The organism is Bradyrhizobium campsiandrae (assembly GCF_014529705.1).
Classification (GTDB): Bacteria; Pseudomonadota; Alphaproteobacteria; order Rhizobiales; family Xanthobacteraceae; genus Bradyrhizobium; species Bradyrhizobium campsiandrae.
Genome location: NZ_JAANIH010000074.1, coordinates 1 through 20,095, shown reverse-complemented (window position 1 = coordinate 20,095; position 20,095 = coordinate 1). Strand labels below are relative to the sequence as shown.

At 65.4% G+C, this 20,095-nt stretch carries 15 protein-coding genes; 4 read left to right on the top strand and 11 right to left on the bottom strand.

Features of this window, described 5'->3' with window-relative positions; all coding sequences use genetic code 11:
- Positions 1–177 precede the first annotated feature (177 nt).
- On the top strand, positions 178–1,788 hold the full coding sequence (locus G8O24_RS35930) for a phytoene desaturase family protein (protein WP_188107254.1): 1,611 nt from the start codon (positions 178–180) through the stop codon (positions 1,786–1,788).
- Positions 1,789–2,089: 301 nt separating this feature from the next.
- Here the strand turns inward: G8O24_RS35930 and G8O24_RS35925 are convergent, their stop codons facing one another.
- Positions 2,090–2,245, bottom strand: a complete 156-nt coding sequence (locus G8O24_RS35925; protein WP_376708088.1) for a Flp family type IVb pilin — start codon at positions 2,243–2,245, stop codon at positions 2,090–2,092.
- A 165-nt stretch (positions 2,246–2,410) separates the two neighbouring features.
- Between G8O24_RS35925 and G8O24_RS35920 the strand changes: the two genes are divergently transcribed.
- A complete protein-coding gene (locus G8O24_RS35920; protein WP_188107252.1) occupies positions 2,411–3,298 on the top strand; it encodes a 50S ribosomal protein L11 methyltransferase in 888 nt (295 codons plus the stop codon).
- An 11-nt stretch (positions 3,299–3,309) separates the two neighbouring features.
- Here the strand turns inward: G8O24_RS35920 and G8O24_RS35915 are convergent, their stop codons facing one another.
- Positions 3,310–3,489, bottom strand: a complete 180-nt coding sequence (locus G8O24_RS35915; protein WP_188107251.1) for a hypothetical protein — start codon at positions 3,487–3,489, stop codon at positions 3,310–3,312.
- A gap of 185 nt (positions 3,490–3,674) precedes the next feature.
- Between G8O24_RS35915 and G8O24_RS35910 the strand changes: the two genes are divergently transcribed.
- Together G8O24_RS35910 and G8O24_RS35905 are read left to right on the top strand one after the other, a co-directional pair.
- Positions 3,675–5,504, top strand: coding sequence for an aminopeptidase P family protein (locus tag G8O24_RS35910; RefSeq protein ID WP_188107250.1), 1,830 nt, complete (start codon positions 3,675–3,677; stop codon positions 5,502–5,504).
- 109 nt (positions 5,505–5,613) lie between these two features.
- Positions 5,614–6,891, top strand: coding sequence for a multidrug effflux MFS transporter (locus G8O24_RS35905; RefSeq protein WP_188107249.1), 1,278 nt, complete (start codon positions 5,614–5,616; stop codon positions 6,889–6,891).
- A 110-nt stretch (positions 6,892–7,001) separates the two neighbouring features.
- Here the strand turns inward: G8O24_RS35905 and ligA are convergent, their stop codons facing one another.
- The 9 genes from ligA to murB form a co-directional block, all read right to left on the bottom strand.
- Entirely contained in the window at positions 7,002–9,149 is a 2,148-nt protein-coding gene (ligA, locus tag G8O24_RS35900; protein WP_188107248.1) for an NAD-dependent DNA ligase LigA, read from the bottom strand.
- A gap of 167 nt (positions 9,150–9,316) precedes the next feature.
- On the bottom strand, positions 9,317–10,990 hold the full coding sequence (gene recN, locus G8O24_RS35895; RefSeq protein WP_188107247.1) for a DNA repair protein RecN: 1,674 nt from the start codon (positions 10,988–10,990) through the stop codon (positions 9,317–9,319).
- Positions 10,991–11,014: 24 nt separating this feature from the next.
- On the bottom strand, positions 11,015–11,914 hold the full coding sequence (locus G8O24_RS35890; RefSeq protein WP_188107246.1) for an outer membrane protein assembly factor BamD: 900 nt from the start codon (positions 11,912–11,914) through the stop codon (positions 11,015–11,017).
- Between the two features lie 231 nt (positions 11,915–12,145).
- Positions 12,146–13,108: a UDP-3-O-acyl-N-acetylglucosamine deacetylase gene (gene lpxC / locus G8O24_RS35885; protein WP_188107274.1), complete on the bottom strand. Its 963-nt coding sequence runs from the start codon at positions 13,106–13,108 to the stop codon at positions 12,146–12,148.
- A 361-nt stretch (positions 13,109–13,469) separates the two neighbouring features.
- Positions 13,470–15,266 (bottom strand): cell division protein FtsZ, encoded by a 1,797-nt coding sequence (ftsZ, locus tag G8O24_RS35880; protein WP_188107245.1) that lies wholly within the window; start codon positions 15,264–15,266, stop codon positions 13,470–13,472.
- 87 nt (positions 15,267–15,353) lie between these two features.
- Complete coding sequence (gene ftsA, locus G8O24_RS35875; RefSeq protein WP_188107244.1) at positions 15,354–16,676, bottom strand: cell division protein FtsA; 1,323 nt, start codon at positions 16,674–16,676, stop codon at positions 15,354–15,356.
- Positions 16,673–17,698, bottom strand: coding sequence for a cell division protein FtsQ/DivIB (locus G8O24_RS35870; protein ID WP_188107243.1), 1,026 nt, complete (start codon positions 17,696–17,698; stop codon positions 16,673–16,675). Before G8O24_RS35870 ends, ftsA begins: the two co-directional genes overlap by 4 nt.
- A gap of 348 nt (positions 17,699–18,046) precedes the next feature.
- Positions 18,047–19,033, bottom strand: a complete 987-nt coding sequence (locus tag G8O24_RS35865) for a D-alanine--D-alanine ligase family protein (protein ID WP_188107242.1) — start codon at positions 19,031–19,033, stop codon at positions 18,047–18,049.
- Between the two features lie 21 nt (positions 19,034–19,054).
- Positions 19,055–19,975, bottom strand: a complete 921-nt coding sequence (murB, locus tag G8O24_RS35860; RefSeq protein WP_188107241.1) for a UDP-N-acetylmuramate dehydrogenase — start codon at positions 19,973–19,975, stop codon at positions 19,055–19,057.
- Positions 19,976–20,095: the final 120 nt, after the last annotated feature.

Below are 20,095 nucleotides of genomic sequence, written 5' to 3'. Positions count from 1 at the left end.
ACACCGCGCCTGAACGAGCAATAAATGGTCTCGTGATGTTGCAGCGAGGAAGGCTTGATATTACAGGGTCGTTCCGGGGCGCGCGAAGCTCGAACCCGGACCTCGAGATTCTCAGGTGCGCAATTGCGGACCAGAGTTCGATGCTGCGCATCGCCCCGGAATGACGCCAAGGAAGTCATGATCGAAACCGACGTCGTCATCATCGGCGCTGGCCATAACGGCCTCACCTGCGCGGCCTATCTCGCGATGGCGGGCTTGCGCGTGCACGTGGTCGAGCGCCGCAAGGTGGTCGGCGGGGCCGCGGTCACCGAAGAGTTTCACCCGGGCTTTCGCAACTCGGTCGCGGCCTACACCGTGAGCCTGCTCAATCCGCAGGTGATCCGCGATCTCGGGCTCACCGAACAGGGCCTGCGCGTGGTCGAGCGGCGCGCGCAGAATTTTCTGCCCGCGCCCGAGGGCAACTATCTCCTCACCGGCGAGGGCCGGACCAAGTCGTCCGTCGCCCGGCTCAGCGCGCGCGATGCTGATGCGCTGGACGGGTTTTCGCGCGAGCTCGAGGACATTGCCGACGTGCTCAGGCAGTTCGTGCTGCGCGCGCCGCCGAACCTGCTCGGAGGTTTCGGTCCTGGCGCGATCCGCGAGGCCGCCAACGCGCTGACGACGGCCAACATCCTGCGCGGCCTGACGCTGGAAAGAAGCCGCAGCCTGCTCGATCTCTTCACCCGCTCGGCCGGCGAGATGCTGGACGAGCGTTTCGAGCACGATCTGGTCAAGGCGCAGTTCGGCTTCGATGCGATCGTCGGCAATTATGCGAGCCCCTACGCCGCAGGCTCGGCCTATGTGATGCTGCATCACGCCTTCGGCGAGGTGAACGGCAAGAAGGGCGTCTGGGGTCATGCCGTCGGTGGCATGGGCGCGATCACGCAAGCGATGGCGCGCGCCGCAAGAGCGCGTGGTGTGACGATCGACACGGATGCCGGCGTCCGCGAGGTCATCGTGGAGCGCGACCGCGCCGCCGGCGTGGTGCTGGAGAACGGCACGACCATCCGCGCACGATATGTCGCCGCCAACGTCAATCCGAAGCTGCTCTATACGCGGTTGATCGCCGCCGACACGCTGCCGGCCGATTTCCTCGCCCGTATCCGCCACTGGAAGAACGGCTCCGGCACTTTCCGCATGAACGTCGCGCTGGACCGCCTGCCCTCCTTCACGGCGCTGCCCGGGGAGGGTGACCATCTCACATCAGGCATTATCCTGGCGCCCAGTCTCGGCTACATGGACCGCGCTTACCTCGACGCGCGCGCGCGAGGCTGGAGCCAGCAGCCAATCGTCGAGATGCTGATCCCCTCAACGCTCGACGACACGCTGGCGCCGGCCGGCAAGCACGTGGCGAGCCTGTTTTGTCAGCACGTCGCGCCCGAATTGCCCGACGGCAGGTCCTGGGACGACCACCGCGACGAGGTCGCCGATCTCATGATCGCGACGGTGGACAGCTACGCGCCGGGCTTTGCCGCCAGCGTGCTCGGACGCCAGATCCTCTCGCCCCTCGATCTGGAGCGGCAATTCGGCCTGCTCGGCGGCGATATCTTCCACGGTGCGCTGACGCTGAACCAGCTGTTCTCGGCGCGGCCGATGCTGGGCCATGCCGATTATCGCGGTCCCCTGAAGGGCCTCTATCACTGCGGTTCCGGCGCTCATCCCGGCGGTGGGGTCACCGGCGCGCCCGGTCACAATGCGGCTCGCGCAATCCTGCGGGATCATCGCAGCCTGTTCGCAAGCCGTGGATAGGCCTGTGGATAGGTTGTGGACAGGCCTGTTGGCAGAGCTGTGGTAAAGCCGTGCAAGCCTCGCCCGATCATCCGAGACAAGCGCGAGCCAGGCTGTGGAGAAGTGGCTGGATAAACCGGTTTTCAGCCGGTGGATGGCCCCGGATCATGGGGTGGACAAGCTGTGATCATAGGCAGCGATAGCCGCCTCGGTCGTCCCTAAAAAGACGTCGCCCGCCAAGAGGGACAATCCCCGAGCGGGCGTCGTCGAAAGATATCGTCTAAGAAGAAAGTCGCCCCCGCCGCGAAATGGGAGGCAGAAATTACTTCAAGGAGCTGCTAACCGAACCGAACTTGTCGTTCATCGTGGTGCCCAGGCTGTTCACCACGGTGATGATGGCCAGGGCGATACCAGCTGCGATCAGACCGTATTCGATCGCGGTCGCGCCAGACTCATCGGACCAGAACTTCGAAACCATGCGCTTCAAGACTCGCCTCCAATACCATTCCAGGGTGTGCTGGTCGGTTCCAACACCCCGCGAATGTACGGATTACAAGCTACGGTCAAGTTAACCCGGGAACCGCAACTTATCCGGAAAATTGGGAACAAAAGTTCCAGAAATTGAACTCAACGGAACCCACTGATGCAGCTATCCCCCACCCATCGTGCCAGTTTTTCAATCGGCAACGAGGCTGCTGCCAGGCGCGTCGTCGACGTGCTCACCGAGATGTTTTTCGAGGGCGACGCCGCGGTTGCCGCGTTCGAGCGGCCGGACGGGCAATGGGACGTCACGCTGCATTTTGCCGAGGCGCCGGATCAGGCGGGCTTGCGCGATCTCGTTGCGACCTCAGCAGGAAATGACATCGCCGCAACGCTCGCCTTCGACACGGTCGAGGCCAAGGATTGGGTCAAGGCGAGCCTCGAAGATCTCGTTCCGGTGCCGGCCGGACGCTTCATCGTCCATGGCAGTCACGACCGCGACCGTGTGGCGCCAAACAAGCTCGCCGTGGAGATCGAAGCGGCCCTCGCCTTCGGAACGGGACACCACGGCACCACGCGTGGCTGTTTACTTCTGCTTGACCATGTCCTCAAACATGCGCGCCCGAAGCGCGTGCTCGACCTCGGCACCGGGACCGGCGTGCTCGGAATCGCCGCCGCCAAGGCGTTGCATCTGAGGGTGCTGGCCTCCGACATCGATCCGCCTTCGGTGCGGGTCGCGGCCGAGAACGCAGCCTTGAATGAAACCCGCCCCTATGTGCGGGTGATCCGCGCCACCGGCTTCGCCGCGCCGGATTTTGCCAGAAGCGGACCGTTCGACCTCGTGCTGGCCAATATCCTTGCCAATCCGTTACGGCAATTGGCGGGGCCGATGGCACGCCATCTTGCGCCCGGCGCCCGGGTCATTCTCTCCGGCCTGTTGACCCATCAGGCTCCGGCCGTGATTGCCGCTTACCGGGCGCGCGGCCTCGTGCCGCTCCGTCATCTGCGGATCGAGGGGTGGAGCAGCCTGTTGCTGCGAAAACTCTCGTAGGGTCCCGCGCACTACTCCGCCGGCTTGTTGTCCCGGCGCATCGCCTGCTCACCTTGCAAGGCCCGCTTGGCCCGGCGCTCGGCGACGCGATCGATCAGCTGACTGATGAGGCCGCGCGGCTTCTTGGGTACGGTTGCGGCCGGTGCGCGGCGCACCGGCGGCGAGATCTTCTCAAAGGTGAACGCTGGCATCGTGTGTCCCCTCGCCGTTGAGATGAACCACTTGCTCGAATTTCCCTGTTATTCGGACGAAGCGCAACTGCCGCATCCATTACTCCACTCAATTCGAATGGAACATTTTCAAGCACAGTCCATGCCAGATGAAACGGCAATTGCGTCTACATTGCGGACTGATCCCCATGATCCTAAACTGAGCCATGTTCGAAGCACACTTCCAGACATTCGAGGAGCCCGAGGCCGGCGTCGCATTGACCGCGCGCCTCGCTGCACTCCGTGAAGAACTCGCCCGTCGCAAGCTGACCGGCTTCGTCATTCCGCGCGCCGATCAGCAGCAGAATGAGTATGTCGCGCCCTCCGAGGAGCGGCTTGCCTGGCTGACCGGCTTCACCGGCTCGGCAGGGCTCGCCGTGGTGCTGGCCCGAGAGGCCGCAATCTTCGTCGACGGCCGCTATACGATCCAGGCGGCCAAGCAGGTCGACGCCAAGGCGTGGGCGGTGGAATCGTTGATCGATCCGCCGCCGGAGAGCTGGGTCTCCGCGCACCTCAAATCCGGTGATCGCCTAGGATTTGATCCATGGCTGCACACTTTTGCGGCAGCCGAGCGCCTCGCCGCCGCCTGCACCAAGGTCGGCGCCGAGCTGGTGGCAGTCGACACCAATCCGGTCGACGCGGTCTGGCAGGACCGGCCGCAGCCGCCACTGGCCCAGGTCGCGATCCACGGCCTGCAATATGCCGGCGTCACCGAGTCCGAGAAGGTGGCGCAGATCAGATGCGAGATCGACAAGCTCGGCGCCGACGCGCTGGTGCTGTCGGACAGCCATGCGGTCGCCTGGACCTTCAACATCCGCGGCGCCGACGTCGCGCATACGCCGCTGCCGCTGTCCTACGCGCTGGTGCCCAAGGTCGGCCGGCCGACCGTGTTCATCGACCACCGCAAGCTTTCCAACCTGACGCGCGATCATCTCGAGCAATCCGCCGACGTGCGCGAGCCCGACGCGCTGACACCGACGCTGATGGCGCTGGCGAAAAGCGGCGCTGCGATTGCGCTCGACAGCGCCACGGCGGCCGACGCGCTGAGCCGGCTCATCACCAGCGGCGGCGGCAAGCCGCTGCGCGGCAGCGATCCGATCGCGCTGCTCAAGGCGGTGAAGAACCCGACCGAGATCAAGGGCACCCAGACCGCTCATCGCCGCGACGCCATCGCGCTGGCGCGCTTCCTCGCCTTCATCGATCGCGAGGCGGCAAGCGGCAAGCTCACCGAGATCGACGCGGTCGAGGCGCTGGAAACGTTCCGCCGCGACACCGGCGCGCTGAAGGACGTGTCGTTTCCGACCATCTCGGGAACGGGGCCGAACGGCGCCATCGTGCATTACCGCGTCACCCGCAAGAGCAACCGGCGGATCGTGCCGGGCGACCTCCTGCTGATCGATTCCGGCGCACAATACGAAGACGGCACCACTGACGTTACCCGCACCATGGCGGTAGGAGAGCCGACCGAGGAGATGCGCGACCGCTTCACCCGCGTGCTGCGCGGCCATATCGCGATCGCGCGCGCGATCTTCCCCGATGGCACCACCGGCGCGCAGCTCGACACCCTGGCGCGGCAATATCTCTGGGCCGCCGGCGTCGATTTCGAGCACGGCACCGGCCATGGCGTCGGCAGCTATCTCAGCGTGCACGAAGGACCCGCTCGGATCTCGAAGCTCGGCACCACGCCGCTGAAGCGCGGCATGATCCTCTCCAATGAGCCCGGCTATTACAAGACCGACGCCTTCGGCATCCGCATCGAGAACCTCGAGCTGGTGGTGGCCGCCGACATCAGGGGCGCCGAGAAATCGATGAACGGGTTCGAGACGCTGACGCTCGCACCGATCGACCGTCGGCTGATCGACACAGCGATGCTGAGCCGCGAGGAGCTCGCCTGGCTCAATGCCTACCACGCGCGCGTCCGGGCCGAGGTGGGCCCGGCGCTGGATCAGGCGACGAAGGCCTGGCTCGATCAGGCAACAGTGGAGCTGAAGCCTTAAGCGGCGCCTGCATAGCGCTACGCGATTGGCGCAAGGCTCCAGCATCGCGCATGGCCGCATACCGAAACGACCATGTTCGCGGCCGCAGCGATGCGGCTAGTGTCGCTCCATGCACGGCATGATCAGCCAACCACCGGGAGCGGCAACCAACATCGCGACCTCGCGCGTGGTGTTGCTGCTGCTGGTCGTCATGACCGGGATCGCGCCGATCTCGCTCTACATTCTGGTTCCTGCGCTGCCCGTTCTGGCGACGACGTTCGGGCGCGACATCTCGATCGCGCAGATGACGGTGTCGCTCTACATGGTCGGCATCGCGCTGTCGCAGCTGATCATGGGGCCGCTATCGGACAAGTTCGGGCGGCGGCCGGTGCTGCTTGGCGGCCTCGCGCTGATGATCGCGGCGAGCCTCGCCTGCATCTTCGCGCAAGACCTGCCGCAGCTGATCGCGGCGCGCTTCTTCCAGGCGCTCGGCGGCGCCTCCGGCATGGTGGTGAGCCGCGCCATCATCCGCGACATCTATGCGCGTGACCGTGTCGCTTCCATGATCAGCCTCGTGATCGCCGCCCTGATGATCGGCCAGATGGTCTCGCCGCTCACCGGCGGCCTGATCGAGACCGCGTTCGGCTGGCGCGCGATCTTCTACGCCGTCACGATCGGCGCGATCGCAGTCGCAATCGGCATTGCGATCGCGTTGCCTGAGACGCGCCGCGACCGCGCGGGCGGCAGCGGCGGCTTTCGCAGCGACGTCCGCACCCTGATCAAGAGCCGCGCCTTCATCGGCTATGTGATGTGTCAGGTGCTGGCATCGCAGATCATCTTCACCTTCGCCGGCGGCGGTCCCTACATCGTCGTGACCCAGATGGGCCGGACCAGCGCCGAATACGGCGCGTGGTTCGCCACCACAGGCTTTGCGTATCTCGTCGGCAATCTGCTTTGCGTGCGCTTTGCGCCGCGGCACTCGCTGGAGAAACTGATCTGGTTTGGCCTCGCCCTGCAGCTCTGCGGCAGCCTGTTGAACCTGCTGTGGAGCTTTACGGGGTGGAACGAAGCGCCGGCCTGGCTGTTCGGCACGCAGATGATCGTGATGGTCGGCAATGCCTTCGTGATGGCGAATTCCGCGGCCGGCGCGATCAGCGTCCGCCCCGAGGCCGCCGGCACCGCGTCAGGCGCAATGGGTTTCCTCCAGCAGGGCATCGGCGCGCTGATGTCGCAATTCGGCGCCTATCTCGGCGGCCACTCCGCAACGACGCTGCCGTTGACCTCGGCGGTGCTTGCGATCTCGCTGCTCTGCGCCTGCATGATGATCTTCGTGGTGCCGCGGCGGGAGGTCGTGGTGAGCGAGGAGCTGATCGAGCAGGCGGAAGAGGAAGAGGCTGGGATGATGTGAGGGGCCGCCCCCCTCTGTCATTGCGAGCGCAGCGAAGCAATCCAGACTTCACCGCGGATGCAGTCTGGATTGCTTCGTCGCCAGACTCCTCGCAATGACGGGGTGAGAGCTCACTCCCCGATCAGTTGCAACCACTCATCTTCCGTCAGCACCTTGACGCCGTGCTTGTTGGCCTCGGCGAGCTTCGAGCCCGCGCCGGGGCCGGCGACGACGAGGTCGGTCTTCTTCGACACCGAGCCGGAGACCTTGGCGCCCAGCCGCTCTGCGGTGGCCTTGGCCTCGTCGCGCGTCATCTTCTCCAGCGAGCCCGTGAACACGACGGTCTTGCCGGCGACCGCCGAATTGCTCTTCGGCTTTTCGGCGTCGACGATCTCGACCTCCTTGGTCAGGCGCTCGACAATGCCGCGGTTGTGGCTCTCGCCGAAATAATCGGCGATGCTCTTGATGACGGTGTCGCCGATCTGGTCGAGCGCATCCATCTCCGCCATCGCTTCCTCGTCGCCCTTGGCGACCTTGAGGCAGGCATCATGGAAGGCGTCCCAGGAGCCGTAGCCGCGCGCCAGTGCCAGCGCCGTCGTCTCGCCGACATGGCGCATGCCCAGCGCGTAGATGAAGCGCTCCAGCGCAATTTTGCGCCGGCTCTCGATAGCACCGAACAGGTTGCGCACCGAGGTCGCGCCGTAGCCCTCGATCTCCTCCAGCTTGAGCTTCGCATTGCGCTTCTCAAGCGTGAAGATGTCGGCGGGCTCCTTGACCCATCCTTCGTCGAAGAAATACTGCAGCTGCTTCTCGCCTAAACCGTCGATGTCGAAGGCGCGCCGCGACACGAAGAGCTTGAGGTGCTCGATCTTCTGATAGGGGCAGGCGAACTCGCCGGTACAGCGGGCGCGCGAGCCCTCCTCGCCGGTTGCCGTCTCCTCGCGCACGACGTCGGTGTGCAGCGGGCACGGGCATTTCTTCGGGAAGTGGAATTCCTTGGCGCCCTTCGGCCGCTTGTCGAGGACGACGTCGACCACTTGCGGGATGACGTCGCCGGCGCGCTGGATCACGACGGTGTCGCCGATCCTGATGTCGCGCCCCTCGCGCAGCACCTCGCCCTTGTTGCCGATGCCCTTGATGTAGTCCTCGTTGTGCAGCGTGACGTTCTGCACGATGACGCCGCCGACGCCGACCGGCTCGAGCTTGCCGACCGGGGTGAACGAGCCGGTGCGGCCGACCTGGATCTCGATGTCGCGCAGCACCGTCATGGCGCGTTCAGCCGGGAATTTGTGCGCGATGGCCCAGCGCGGCGTGCGCGAGACGAAGCCGAGGCGCTCCTGCCAGTCGATGCGATCGACCTTGTAGACGACGCCATCGATGTCGTAGTCGAGTTCGGCGCGCTCTTCCTCGATGCTCTGGTGGAACGCGATCAGCTCCTCGACGGAGCGGCACAGCTTGGTCAGCGGATTGGTCTTGAAGCCGCAACGCTCGAACCAGTGGATCATGCCGCTCTGCGTATCCTCGGGCATCGCGCCCATTTCGCCCCAGGCATAGGCGAAGAACCCCAGCGGACGCGAGGCCGTGATGGCCGGGTCCTTCTGCCTCAGGGAGCCTGCGGCAGAGTTGCGCGGGTTGGCGAAGATGGTGTCGCCCGCGGCCTTCTGGCGCTCATTGAGCGCAAGGAAGGCCTTCTTGGTCATGTAGACCTCGCCGCGCACCTCGCAGATGTCGGGGATGTTGCGGCCCTTCAGCTTCTGCGGCACGTCTTCGAGCGTGCGGATGTTGGCGGTGACGTCTTCACCGACCGCACCATCGCCGCGCGTCGCTGCGGTGACGAGCTCGCCCCCCTCATAGCGCAGCGACATCGACAGGCCGTCGATCTTCGGCTCGGCCGAGAAAGCGATCTTGTCGTCGTCGAGCTTCAGGAAGCGCACGATGCGGCCGACGAAATCGCGCAAATCCTCTTCGGCAAAGGCGTTGTCGAGCGACAGCATCGGCACGGAATGCCGCACCTTCTTGAAGCGGCCCGAAGGTGCCGCGCCGACCTTTTGCGACGGCGACTCCGCACTGACGAATTCCGGAAAGCGCTTTTCGATCGCATTGAGGCGCTGGCGCAGGGCGTCGTACTCGGCGTCGGTAACGGTGGGCGCGTCATCTTGATAATAGCGCTCGTTGTGCCCCTCGATCTCGAGCGACAGCCGCATATGCTCGACCTTGGCCTGTGCCTTGGTGAGATCGGCGACGTCACGAAGCGGTTTCGATTTTGCTGCTCTGGCCATGGTGCTTGGATACGACGGAGCGGGTAGCTCGGTAAAGGCGTGTAGACATCTCGTGCCCCGGACGCAGCGTCCCGGCGATGCGAAGTTCGTCCGGTGCGCTGCAGAGCCGAGGCCCATGAGGCGGCGTTCTGGGGCCCGGCTCGCGCTGCGCGCGTCCAGGACGCGAATCAGGCCGTCGCCGCCTTGAGCAGCCGATCCGCAGCCGCCCTCGCCTCGGCCGTGATCTCGGCGCCGGCGAGCATGCGGGCGATCTCCTCGCGGCGATGGTCGGCGGCGAGCGTGTTGACGCGGGTGGCGACGCGCTTGCCCTTGTCCAGCGCATCCTTGGAGATCAGAAGATGCTGGTCGGCGCGGGCGGCGACCTGCGGGGCGTGGGTCACCGCCATCACCTGCACCTTGCCGGCGAGGCGCGCCAGGCGCGCACCGATCGCATCCGCCACCGCGCCGCCCACGCCGGTGTCGATTTCGTCGAACACCAGGGTCGGCGCCGAGCCGCGATCGGACAGCACCACTTTCAGCGCCAGCAGGAAACGCGAGAGCTCGCCGCCGGAGGCGACCTTCATCATCGGACCCGGCTTGGTGCCCGGATTGGTCTGCACCCAGAACTCGACGCGGTCGAAGCCCTGCGGGCCCGGCGCAGCCTCGTCGGTGGCGACCTGGGTCATGAATTTGGCGCGTTCGAGCTTGAGCGGCGCGAGCTCACCATTGACGGCCTTGTTGAGCTTCTCGGCCGATTTCTGCCGCGCGGCCGAGAGCTTCTTCGCAGCAGCCGCATAGCGGTTATCGGCCTCGATCGCGGCCTGCTCCAGCTTTTTCAGCCGCGACGCACCGGCATCGATCAGCACGACGTCGGCGGCATATTTGGCGGCGAGTGCGGCGAGGCCATCGACCGGCGTCGAATATTTGCGTGAGGCGGCGCGCAAGGCGAACAAGCGCTCCTCGATACGCTCGAGCTCGGCCGGGTCGAAATCGGTTGCCGCGAGCGCGGCCAGCAGATGCTGGTCGGCTTCTTCCAGTGCATTGATCGCGACGTCGATCGCCTTGACCGCGGGCTCGACCAGCGCCGGCGAATTGACGCCGCGGCGCTCCAGCCGGCGCACGGCGGCCGACAGCGCCGCGACCGGCGAATTATGCCCGCCGACGACCTCCTGCGCCTCGCGCAGATCGGAGGCGATCTTCTCGCCCTGCATCATGGTGGTGCGGCGATGGGCCAGCGAGGTCTCCTCGCCGTCCTTCGGGGCGAGCTGCTTCAGCTCATCGGAGGCATGCCGCAGATAATCGGCCTCCCGCGCGGCGCGCTCCATGCCGGCGCGATGCTCTTCCAGCTCGGTATTGGCGCTGCGGCGCGCGTCCCAGAGGGCTTCGACGGCCGCGACGTCCTTCTCGAGACCCGAGAAGGCATCGAGCAGGCGGCGATGCGTGGCAGCATCGACCAGCGCGCGCTCGTCATGCTGGCCATGAATCTCGACCAGCGCGGCGCCGACCGCCTTCAGCGTCTGCACGCTGATCGACTGGTCATTGATGAAGGCACGGGTGCGGCCATCGGCGAGCTGGACCCGGCGCAGGATCATCTCACCTGTGTCGTCGAGCCCGTTCTCGGCCAGAATTTTCGTCGCGGGGTGATTCTTCGGGACATCGAAGACGGCGGTCACCTGCCCCTGCTCGGCGCCATGGCGCACGAGGCCGGCATCGCCGCGGCCGCCGAGGGCCAGCGCAAAGGCATCGAGCAGGATGGATTTGCCCGCTCCGGTCTCGCCGGTCAAAACCGCAAGTCCGGAGGCGAATTCGATATCGAGCCGTTCGATCAGGACGATGTCACGGATCGACAGACGCGCCAGCATGGAACCAGATTTCCTAGCCGAGTCCTACAGACCTATTTTCTTGAAGGTCCGGCTGATCCAGGACCCCTGATTCTCGCTCGGTTCGAGACCGCCGGATTTTACAAGATTATAGGCGTCCTTGTACCAGCGGCTGTCAGGAAAATTGTGACCGAGCACGGCGGCGGCGGTTTGGGCCTCGCCGACGATGCCGATCGACATGTAGGCCTCGGTAAGGCGATAGAGCGCCTCCTCGACGTGGCGCGTGGTCTGATACTGCGTCACCACGGCCTTGTAGCGGTTGATCGCGGCGGTGTAGTCGCGCTTCTGCATGTAGTAGCGGCCGACATTCATTTCCTTGCCGGCAAGCTGGTCGCGGGCGCCCTCGATCTTGGCCTTGGCGGAGGTCGCATATTCGGACGTCGGATACTTTCGCACCACCTCTTCCAGCGAGGCGATCGCCTTCTCGGTACGGGCCTGGTCGCGGCTGATGTCCGGGATCTGGTCGTAGTGCGAGGCGGCGATCAGGTACTGCGCGTAGGCGGCGTCCGGGCTGCCGGGATGCAGGGTGACGTAGCGCGTCGCAGCGCCGATGCAGCTGTCATAGTCGCCGCCCTGGTAGGACGCGTAGGCCGACATCAGCAGCGATTTGCGCGCCCAGTCGGAATAGGGATGCTGGCGGTCGACCTCCTCGAACTTCTTGTTCGCCGCCTTCATGTCCTTCTTTTCGTTCATGAGGTACAAGCCCTCATTGTAGATCTTGTCGGCGGGCTCCTCGACGAAGGTGTCGTCCTTCTGGGTGAACTTGTCCCACAGCGCGCCGGTGCCACAGCCGGATAGCGGCAAGGCCAGAACAAAAAGCGTCGCGGCCTGAAGCAGCCGACGGGTCCCGATCGGAGCCTTTGGAGAAACCAACAGATATCCGCGCGTCATACGCTGTGCCGACATGAATTTAAGACCTGACGCCCTGTGATGCGGTGCCCGCCAGCCCATGATCCCCGCCACGGGCGCGTAAAGTGACCGTGGTGCCTGCCATGCGACCACGCCGGTGTAACCGAAAAACGATCGTTAACGTATCGGATAGGCAGGCATTCCGCCCGGAATAAGGCGAACTTGCCGCAATCCTAGGGGATCATGGTTACCAGGAGTTTTCCGGATAAGGCCGACCGCAACAGGCGGTCAGGACACGTCCGGCCCGTAAGCCGCAGCAATCCGGCCACCAATAATACCGCTGCCGACCTCGACCACGGGACGACTGGTGCGGCGGGCTGCTTCACCCTCGACCACCCGCCAAGCGGTACGGTCAGCGAGCAGCGTGGTCAGGACGGCATGGTTGAGCTTGTGGCCGCCACGCACCGAGCGATAGGCGCCGAGCAGCGGCAGGCCGGCCAGCGCGAGGTCGCCGATCGCGTCCAGGACCTTGTGGCGGGCGCATTCGTCGGCGTAGCGCAGCCCTTCGGGATTGAGCAGCCGCTCCTCGTCAAACACGACGGTGTTGTCGAAGGAAGCACCACGACCATAGCCCGCGGCCCAGAGCCGCGCCTGATCGCACATCAGACCGAATGTCCGAGCACGCGCAACCTCGCGGCGGAAGCGTTCCGGCACGAGTTCGAACACATAATTCTGGCGACCAATCACGGGATTGGCGAAGTTGATCTCAATCTCGGTGCGGAAGCCGTTGGCGTAAGGGCGCAATTCGCCGAAGGAGTCGCCGATGGCGACCGAGACCGGCTTCAGAACCTGGATGAACCGACGCTGAGCCGGCTGGCTCACGATGCCGGCCTGATCGATCGCAGCAACGAAGGCCGCTGCGCTGCCATCCATGATCGGCACTTCCGCACCGTCGATCTCGATGGTGGCGTTGTCGACGCCCATGCCTCGCAGTGCAGCAAGTACATGTTCTGCGGTCGAAACCAGCGGCCCATCGCGGTCGCCCAGCACCGTTGCGAGATCGGTCGCGACGACGTGCTCGGCGGTCGCCTGAACTTCGCGATCGCTTCCCTCAAGCCCGGTACGGATAAAAATAAAACCCGCGTCAACAGGCGCAGGCCCAAGCGTGAGAGTAACGGGAAGACCGGAATGAACGCCAACGCCCGCCACGGTGGCTTGCGCACGAAGCGTTGTTTGCCGGCTAAATTTCATCAGGAACCGCCCCACTACGACCACTGCGACTTATACGAGGCTCGACTGATCGATCGAGATCGACCGTCCGAATCTGCGTATCCCCAAGTCACGGCAAACCATAGTCACTGCCTCAAACAGCGCCAACTCACGCTTTTTTACCGATTGTTACCCCAAACCCGCCGTATTCACGACAAGGCTTAACCAAATTGGGCCTCGGTTTCGGGGCGTTACCGGCAGCTTTACTGATGCACTGAACAGGTAATTAATGATTTAAAATCAGTTGCTTGAATGCGCAACCCGGATATGCACGGGGCCAAAGGAAAGGCCCCGGCAAGCTTCCCGCCGGGGCCTTTTTGCATCTGCCTTATTGTAACAATCCTCAGGTCGCCTGCCGCCGCAGGAAGGCCGGGATATCAAGATGGTCGTCTCCCTGTGGCGCCGGCGCAACAGGCGCAGGGCGGCCGTGGGCATCGAGACCTTGCGGCGCAGGGCGGCGAGCATACTCGGATACCGGCTCGCTGGCTGCGATCTGTTGCTGCACGGTCTTCTGCGGCTTGCGCTCGGGCAGCGGCGCCATTGCGGGACCGGCAGTGCGTGCGGCGATCGGTGCCTCGGTTTCCTCGTCACGGCGGCCGAGGCCGACATTGGCGAGGCGCTGCAGCAGCGACAGGCGGGTCTTCTGCGGGGTCTCGTCCTCGACCTCACCACGGGCCTGACGAAGCTCGGCCTGGGCCGGCATCGGCAATTCATCGAGGCGCGGCATGCGCGGTGCGCGCGGCGGGGCACGCTCGGCCTGGGGCGGGATGAAGGTTTCGGGCGTCATCGGCTCGTGCATGGCAAGCGGGGCCTGCTCGGGCTCCGGAAACAGCGTGGGCTTCTGCGCGATCGGGCGCACGGTGACGTCGCCATAGGTGGTCTGCGGCGCGGGCGCCTGCGGAACTTCGGCAACGGCAGCGGCGATGGCCGCAAGGGCCGCGCGCTCGACATTGGGACGCGGCGCGACCGGCACGGCCGGCGCGGCGGCCGGGATCTGCGCTTCCAGCTTCTGGGCGCGTTCGGCCATGCGCTGGTTGTCGGCGCGGAGCCGCGCGGTCAGGTCGGCGAGACGGCTCTCGGCAGCCGCGGCCGGAGCCGCGGGGGCCTGCTGCAGCTGCTGCGGCGCTGCATTCGCGACCGGAGCGGAGGTCGCCTGGCTGTTGCGGGCAATCGCGGCCTGCTCGATGCCGGTGGCGACGACCGAGACGCGGATCAGGCCGTCGAGCGCTTCGTCGAAGGTGGCGCCGACGATGATGTTGGCGTCCTGGTCGACTTCCTCGCGGATACGGGTCGCGGCTTCGTCGACCTCGAACAGGGTCAGGTCCTTGCCGCCGGTGATCGAGATCAGCAGGCCCTTGGCACCCTTCATCGAGCTGTCGTCGATCAGCGGGTTGGCGATCGCAGCTTCCGCGGCGGTCAGCGCGCGCTTGTCGCCGGAAGCTTCGCCCGTGCCCATCATCGCCTTGCCCATTTCGCGCATGACGGCGCGAACGTCGGCGAAGTCGAGGTTGATCAGGCCTTCCTTGACCATCAGGTCGGTGATGCAGGCGACGCCGGAGTAGAGCACCTGGTCGGCCATCGCGAAGGCGTCGGCGAAGGTGGTCTTCTCGTTGGCGACCCGGAACAGGTTCTGGTTCGGGATGATCAGGAGCGTGTCGACCACCTTGTGCAGCTCGGCGATGCCGGCCTCGGCCGTGCGCATGCGGCGGCCACCCTCGAAGTGGAACGGCTTGGTGACGACGCCGACGGTGAGGATGCCCATGTCGCGCGCGGTCTTGGCGATGACGGGAGCAGCACCCGTGCCGGTGCCGCCGCCCATGCCGGCGGTGACGAACACCATGTTGGCGCCCGAGAGATGGTCGCGCAATTCGTCGATCACCTCTTCCGCGGCGGCCGCGCCGACGTTCGGCTGCGAACCCGCGCCGAGCCCTTGCGTCACCGCGGTGCCCATCTGCACGATGCGCTGCGCCTTCGACATCGTCAGCGCCTGTGCGTCGGTGTTGGCGACCACGAAGTCGACGCCCTGGAGGCCCGCCGTGATCATGTTGTTGACGGCGTTGCCGCCGGCGCCGCCGACGCCGAACACGGTGATCCGGGGCTTCAACTCGTGAATATCAGGAACGTTGATGCTGATGGTCATGTTTGCCTCTCGATCACGCGCGCGTGGGTTCGCCCCGGCCTGCGGCCGCGGGAGTTGGTGAAATCAGACATTTGCGGAAATCGGTCATCAAAAGCCCTCGCGTAGCCATCGCCCGACCTTTCCGAAATAACCGCCGGTCCCTGTCTTGACCTGCTGCCGCGTATGCCGCGGTTCGACATGTTCGAGGTGAACATATTGCGGGTAGACGAGTAGTCCGGCCGGCACCGCGAACGCGGCGTTCTTCGCCTCGTTGGGCAGCCGGCCAAAACCAAGCGGACGTCCGACCCGTACGGGCCGGCCGAGAATCTGCGTGCCGAGCTCGACGAGGCCGGTGAGCTGCGAGGCGCCGCCGGAGAGCACGACGCGGCCCTTGGGCTCTGCCGCGAAGGGCGAATCCTTCAGCTTGTCCCGAACCATTTCGAAGACTTCCTCGGCACGGTGCTTGACGATATTGGCGATGGTGGCGCGCGAAACGATCTGCGGCAGATCCTGGTCGTCACCGGCCGTCGGCACAGACATCAGCTCACGCGAGTCCGATCCGCCGGTGATGACGGTGCCGTATAAGGTCTTGATTCGCTCGGCATCGGCAATGGTCGCCGAGAGTCCGCGCGCCAGATCCATCGTGATGTGTTGCCCGCCGACCGCAAATCCGGCCGCGTGCACGAAGCGCCCGCCGGAATAGACCGCGATCGTGGTCGTGCCGGCGCCCATCTCGACCACGGCCGCGCCAAGATCGGCCTCGTCATCGGTCAGCACCGACAGCCCGGCCACATAGGGGCTCGCGGCCATGGCTTCGACATTGATGTGGCAGCGCTCGACCGCCAGCATCAGGTTTCGCGCCACCGTGGCGTCACAGGTGACGACGTTCATGTCGACACCGAACTGATGCGCGACCATGCCGCGGGGATCGCGAATGCCCTTGACGCCGTCGAGCGTGTAGCCAACCGGCAGCGCATGCAGCACGGTGCGGCCCTCGCCGGTGGCGTGGCGCATGCCGGTGGAGGTGACACGGCTGACATCGGCCGGGGTCACGGCGCCGCCGCGAATGTCGGCTGCGGCTTCGACCAGCTGGCCCGCGAGCCGTCCGCCGGAAACCGACAGCAGCACGGACTCGACCCGCACCTTGGCCATTTTCTCGGCGATCCCGACGGCCTGGCGCACCGCCTGCTCGCATTCGGCGAGATCGATCACCGCACCGGCCTTCATGCCGCGCGACTGGATCTGGCTGTAACCGATCAATTCCACCGCATGAGTGCGGCCGCGCAAGGCCTCGCTCGGCGCCGACGGCTTCAGCCGCGCGATCATGCAGGCGATCTTGCTGGTGCCGATGTCGAGGCATGCAACGAGGCCGCCGCGCTTGTGCGGCATCGGGCGCGTTTTCGGCGTCTGGGTGCGATCAAGACCGGTCATACGGGATCGGCCTTCTTTTTCTTCTTGTCCTTGAACAGGTCTTCGCGCGCCTTGGCGGCGTCGTCGGACAGCTGCACCACCAGCCGGTCAGGCAGGCGCATGTCGACCGCGACGATGTCCTTCGAGAACAGCCGGTCGTCTTTGTCCAGCTTGGAAAGCGCGGCGAGTGCGTTGCCGACGTCCTGCTCGGGCAGGCGAACGTCGAGCCCGTCCTTCAGCCTCAGGTTCCAGCGCCGCTCACCGACATAGATCGCGGCCTTGGTCACCGAATTGACCTGCGGATAGCGCGCCAGCAGCGCCAGGAAGTCGCGGGCCTGGGTTTCGGCGCCCTTGCCGACCACGAGCGGCAGCGACAGGAACCGGCGCGAGACATAGGGTTCGAGCACGGCGCCGTCGTCGGCGATGACGGAAAGCCGGCCGGCCTCCTGCCACAGCGCGAACGCCTGGCGCTCGGTGATGTCGATCATGAGCCGGCCTGGATAGAGCTTCAGCACGGTGGCGTCCGCAATCCACGGATTGGCCTTGAGCTTTTCACGAACGTCGTCGGCGTCGAGGAACAGCAGCGAGGAGCGGCCGCTGACGCCGCCGATGGCGAGGATCTCGTCCTGGGTGAGCTGCTTGCGGCCGTTGATCACGACCGAGGTGATGCGGAAGCCGGCCGAATTGGCCATGGCGTTGCGGGCGTCGCTGACCGCGGTGATGAAATCCTGCAGATGGCCGCCCTTGACGATGCCGAGGCCGCAGCTGCCGATCAGCAGCAGCACGGTCATGCTGATCCCGACCCGGCGCGGCAGATAGCGCTCGACCAGCGCGACAATGCGCGGCGGCGGCTCGCGCTCGATGACGGCCTTGGCCTTGATCTTCTGCTTGATCTTTTCCTTGGCGGCGGCGCGGGTCGCCTCGCGCCTATCCTGCATCCACTCGCGCAGAAGCACGACCGCTCCGATAGCGGCCGCCTTCAGGTCAGCTTGGGGCCTCAGCGATCTGACAAACGACCGGGTGAGGCTTCCTGCACCATCCATTGCACGAGCTCGTCAACAGTTTGCCCACGACTTGCGCGGGTCCTGGCGAACATGACGTCTCGGTCGTGCCGGGCCGGGTGATGGTCCTCGATAGAAGAAACCGCTCCCCTTCAAGGCGTTCGCCGGGTCGGGGACAATCCGAAACGGGTCACGCGCCGGCAGCCAAAACGCCATATGCGCCGCCAGCGTTAACCTTCGGACGTCCTGGTAAACAAAAGGTAAAATTCGTTAACGCGGGATGCTTTTTGCCAAGGCAAGTGAGGCAGTTAAGCCACGATGTCCGGCATTCTACCGGTTTTCGCCGCCAAACTGGCCGTTTTGGCCGGTCGGGCCATTAACCAATCCTAATTATTTCCGCACCTGCCGGACCGCCAGCACGATCAGATCGCGGAGGAAGTCGGCGAAGGCAATGCCCTCAGCTTTCAGCGCCTTGGGGTAGAGCGAGGACTTGGTCAGCCCGGGCAGCGTGTTGGTTTCGAGATAGACCAGCCCCTTCTCCGAGACGATGAAGTCGGAGCGGGAATAGCCGGTGCAGGACATCGCCCGGTGCGCCAGCATCGCCTGGGTCTTGAGCGCGGCGGTGACTTCGGCGGTGAAGCGGCCGGGGCAGATCTCCTGGGTCGACTTCAGGAGATATTTGGCGGCGTAGTCGAAATTGCCCTCGCCCGGGATGATCTCGATCGGCGGCAGCGCGATGATCGAGCCATCGGTGCGCTCGAGCACGCCGCAGGTCGCTTCAATGCCGGCGATGTAGGGCTCGATCACATAGTCTTCGTGTCTGGCCGCATTGCGGACGGCGACGAGATCCTGCCTGGCGTTGACGAAGATCAGGCCGTAGCTCGAGCCGTCCCGCGCCGGCTTTGCGATCAGCCGTCCGTATTCGGCGAAGGCCTCGTCGATGTTCTCCAGCGCGATGCCCACGGGCGGCGTCACGCCGCCGAGCGCGGCAAAGCGCTTGGCTGCGATCTTGTCGAAGGCAAGATGCGAGGAGGCCGAGCCGGAGCCGGTGAACGGCACGCCCCGCGCCTCGCACATCACCTGCAATTCGCCGTTCTCCGCGCTGCCGCCGTGCAGGCTGAGCAAGAGGACGCGATCTTCCGCCTTGGCCTGGTCGAGCGCCTGCGCCAGCGGAATGCCAACCGTGCCGGGCTTGAACTCGTCCTCAAACGGACGGGCATGTTCGAGCAGCTGCTTCGACTGCACCACGTGCACCTTGTCCTCGATATCCCAGAACCAGAGATCAGCCTCCGGAAGCGCCTGGTGCAGTGCCTGGGCTGACGCGACGGAAACCAGACGTTCGCGGTTGGAGCCGCCGAAGAGGATGGTGATGCGCATGTTGTCTCGTCGCTGGTCCTGTTAGCCGGAAATTCCGATCCGCTTGATTTCCCAGTGCAGCTCAATTCCGGAATTTGCCTTTACGCGTTCGCGCACGGTCTCGCCCAGCGTCTCGATGTCGTGCGCGGTGGCATCGCCCGTGTTGATCAGGAAATTGCAGTGCATCTCCGAGACCTGCGCGCCACCAACACGCAGGCCGCGGCAGCCGGCGGCATCGACCAGCTTCCAGGCGGAATGGCCGGGCGGATTCTTGAAGGTCGAGCCGCCGGTCTTCTCGCGGATCGGCTGCGCGGTCTCGCGGTGGGACTGCACCTCGGCCATCCGCGCGCGGATCGCCTCGGCATCGCGGATCTCGCCGCGGAAGCGCGCCGAGCTGAAGATGATGGAGGGATCGACGCCGCTGTTGCGGTAGACGAACTTCATGTCCGCGTTGGAGAAGACGTGCCTGGTGCCGTCGCGCCCGACGCCGCGCGCCTCGATCAGAACGTCCTTGGTCTCGCCGCCATTGGCACCCGCATTCATGCGCAGCGCGCCGCCGATCGTGCCGGGAATGCCGAAATAGAATTCGAGCCCGCCGATATTGGCTGAAGCCGCAACCTCCGCGACACGCTTGTCGAGCGCGGCCGCGCCCGCGGTGACGACATCGTCACGCGCGGTCGTCTCGCCGAACGCGCGCGGCGCGAGGCGGATCACCACGCCCGCAATGCCGCCATCACGCACGATCAGGTTGGAGCCGACGCCGACGACATAGACCGGGATGTCGCTGGCGAGATGCGCAAGGAAATAGGCGAGATCGTCCTCGTCCGCCGGCGTGAACAGCACCTGCGCCGGCCCGCCGACACGAAACCAGGTGAGCTCGGCGAGCGACTGGTTGGCCAGCAGCCGGCCGCGGAGGTCAGGCATTGCGGCTTTGAGTGAGGGGGTGATGTCGGGAAAGCTCATGCGCCGTCCTCGCGTGAGGAACGCACACTCTCTCCGTTCCCTCCCCCCTTGTGGGGGAGGGTCAGGGAGGGGGGTAGCCCCAAGCGAGATCGGAGTTCGTGGCTACCCCTCTCCCCCGCC

Coding starts and splice junctions, on each gene's coding strand:
- ligA (WP_188107248.1), bottom strand. CDS start 9,149: ATGGCCAGAGCAGCAAAATCGAAACCGCTTCGTGACGTCGCCGATCTC.
- G8O24_RS35870 (WP_188107243.1), bottom strand. CDS start 17,698: ATGGATGGTGCAGGAAGCCTCACCCGGTCGTTTGTCAGATCGCTGAGG.
- G8O24_RS35905 (WP_188107249.1), top strand. CDS start 5,614: ATGCACGGCATGATCAGCCAACCACCGGGAGCGGCAACCAACATCGCG.
- murB (WP_188107241.1), bottom strand. CDS start 19,975: ATGAGCTTTCCCGACATCACCCCCTCACTCAAAGCCGCAATGCCTGAC.
- G8O24_RS35910 (WP_188107250.1), top strand. CDS start 3,675: ATGTTCGAAGCACACTTCCAGACATTCGAGGAGCCCGAGGCCGGCGTC.
- G8O24_RS35915 (WP_188107251.1), bottom strand. CDS start 3,489: ATGCCAGCGTTCACCTTTGAGAAGATCTCGCCGCCGGTGCGCCGCGCA.
- G8O24_RS35925 (WP_376708088.1), bottom strand. CDS start 2,245: ATGGTTTCGAAGTTCTGGTCCGATGAGTCTGGCGCGACCGCGATCGAA.
- G8O24_RS35890 (WP_188107246.1), bottom strand. CDS start 11,914: ATGTCGGCACAGCGTATGACGCGCGGATATCTGTTGGTTTCTCCAAAG.
- ftsZ (WP_188107245.1), bottom strand. CDS start 15,266: ATGACCATCAGCATCAACGTTCCTGATATTCACGAGTTGAAGCCCCGG.
- lpxC (WP_188107274.1), bottom strand. CDS start 13,108: ATGAAATTTAGCCGGCAAACAACGCTTCGTGCGCAAGCCACCGTGGCG.
- ftsA (WP_188107244.1), bottom strand. CDS start 16,676: ATGACCGGTCTTGATCGCACCCAGACGCCGAAAACGCGCCCGATGCCG.
- G8O24_RS35865 (WP_188107242.1), bottom strand. CDS start 19,033: ATGCGCATCACCATCCTCTTCGGCGGCTCCAACCGCGAACGTCTGGTT.
- recN (WP_188107247.1), bottom strand. CDS start 10,990: ATGCTGGCGCGTCTGTCGATCCGTGACATCGTCCTGATCGAACGGCTC.
- G8O24_RS35930 (WP_188107254.1), top strand. CDS start 178: ATGATCGAAACCGACGTCGTCATCATCGGCGCTGGCCATAACGGCCTC.
- G8O24_RS35920 (WP_188107252.1), top strand. CDS start 2,411: ATGCAGCTATCCCCCACCCATCGTGCCAGTTTTTCAATCGGCAACGAG.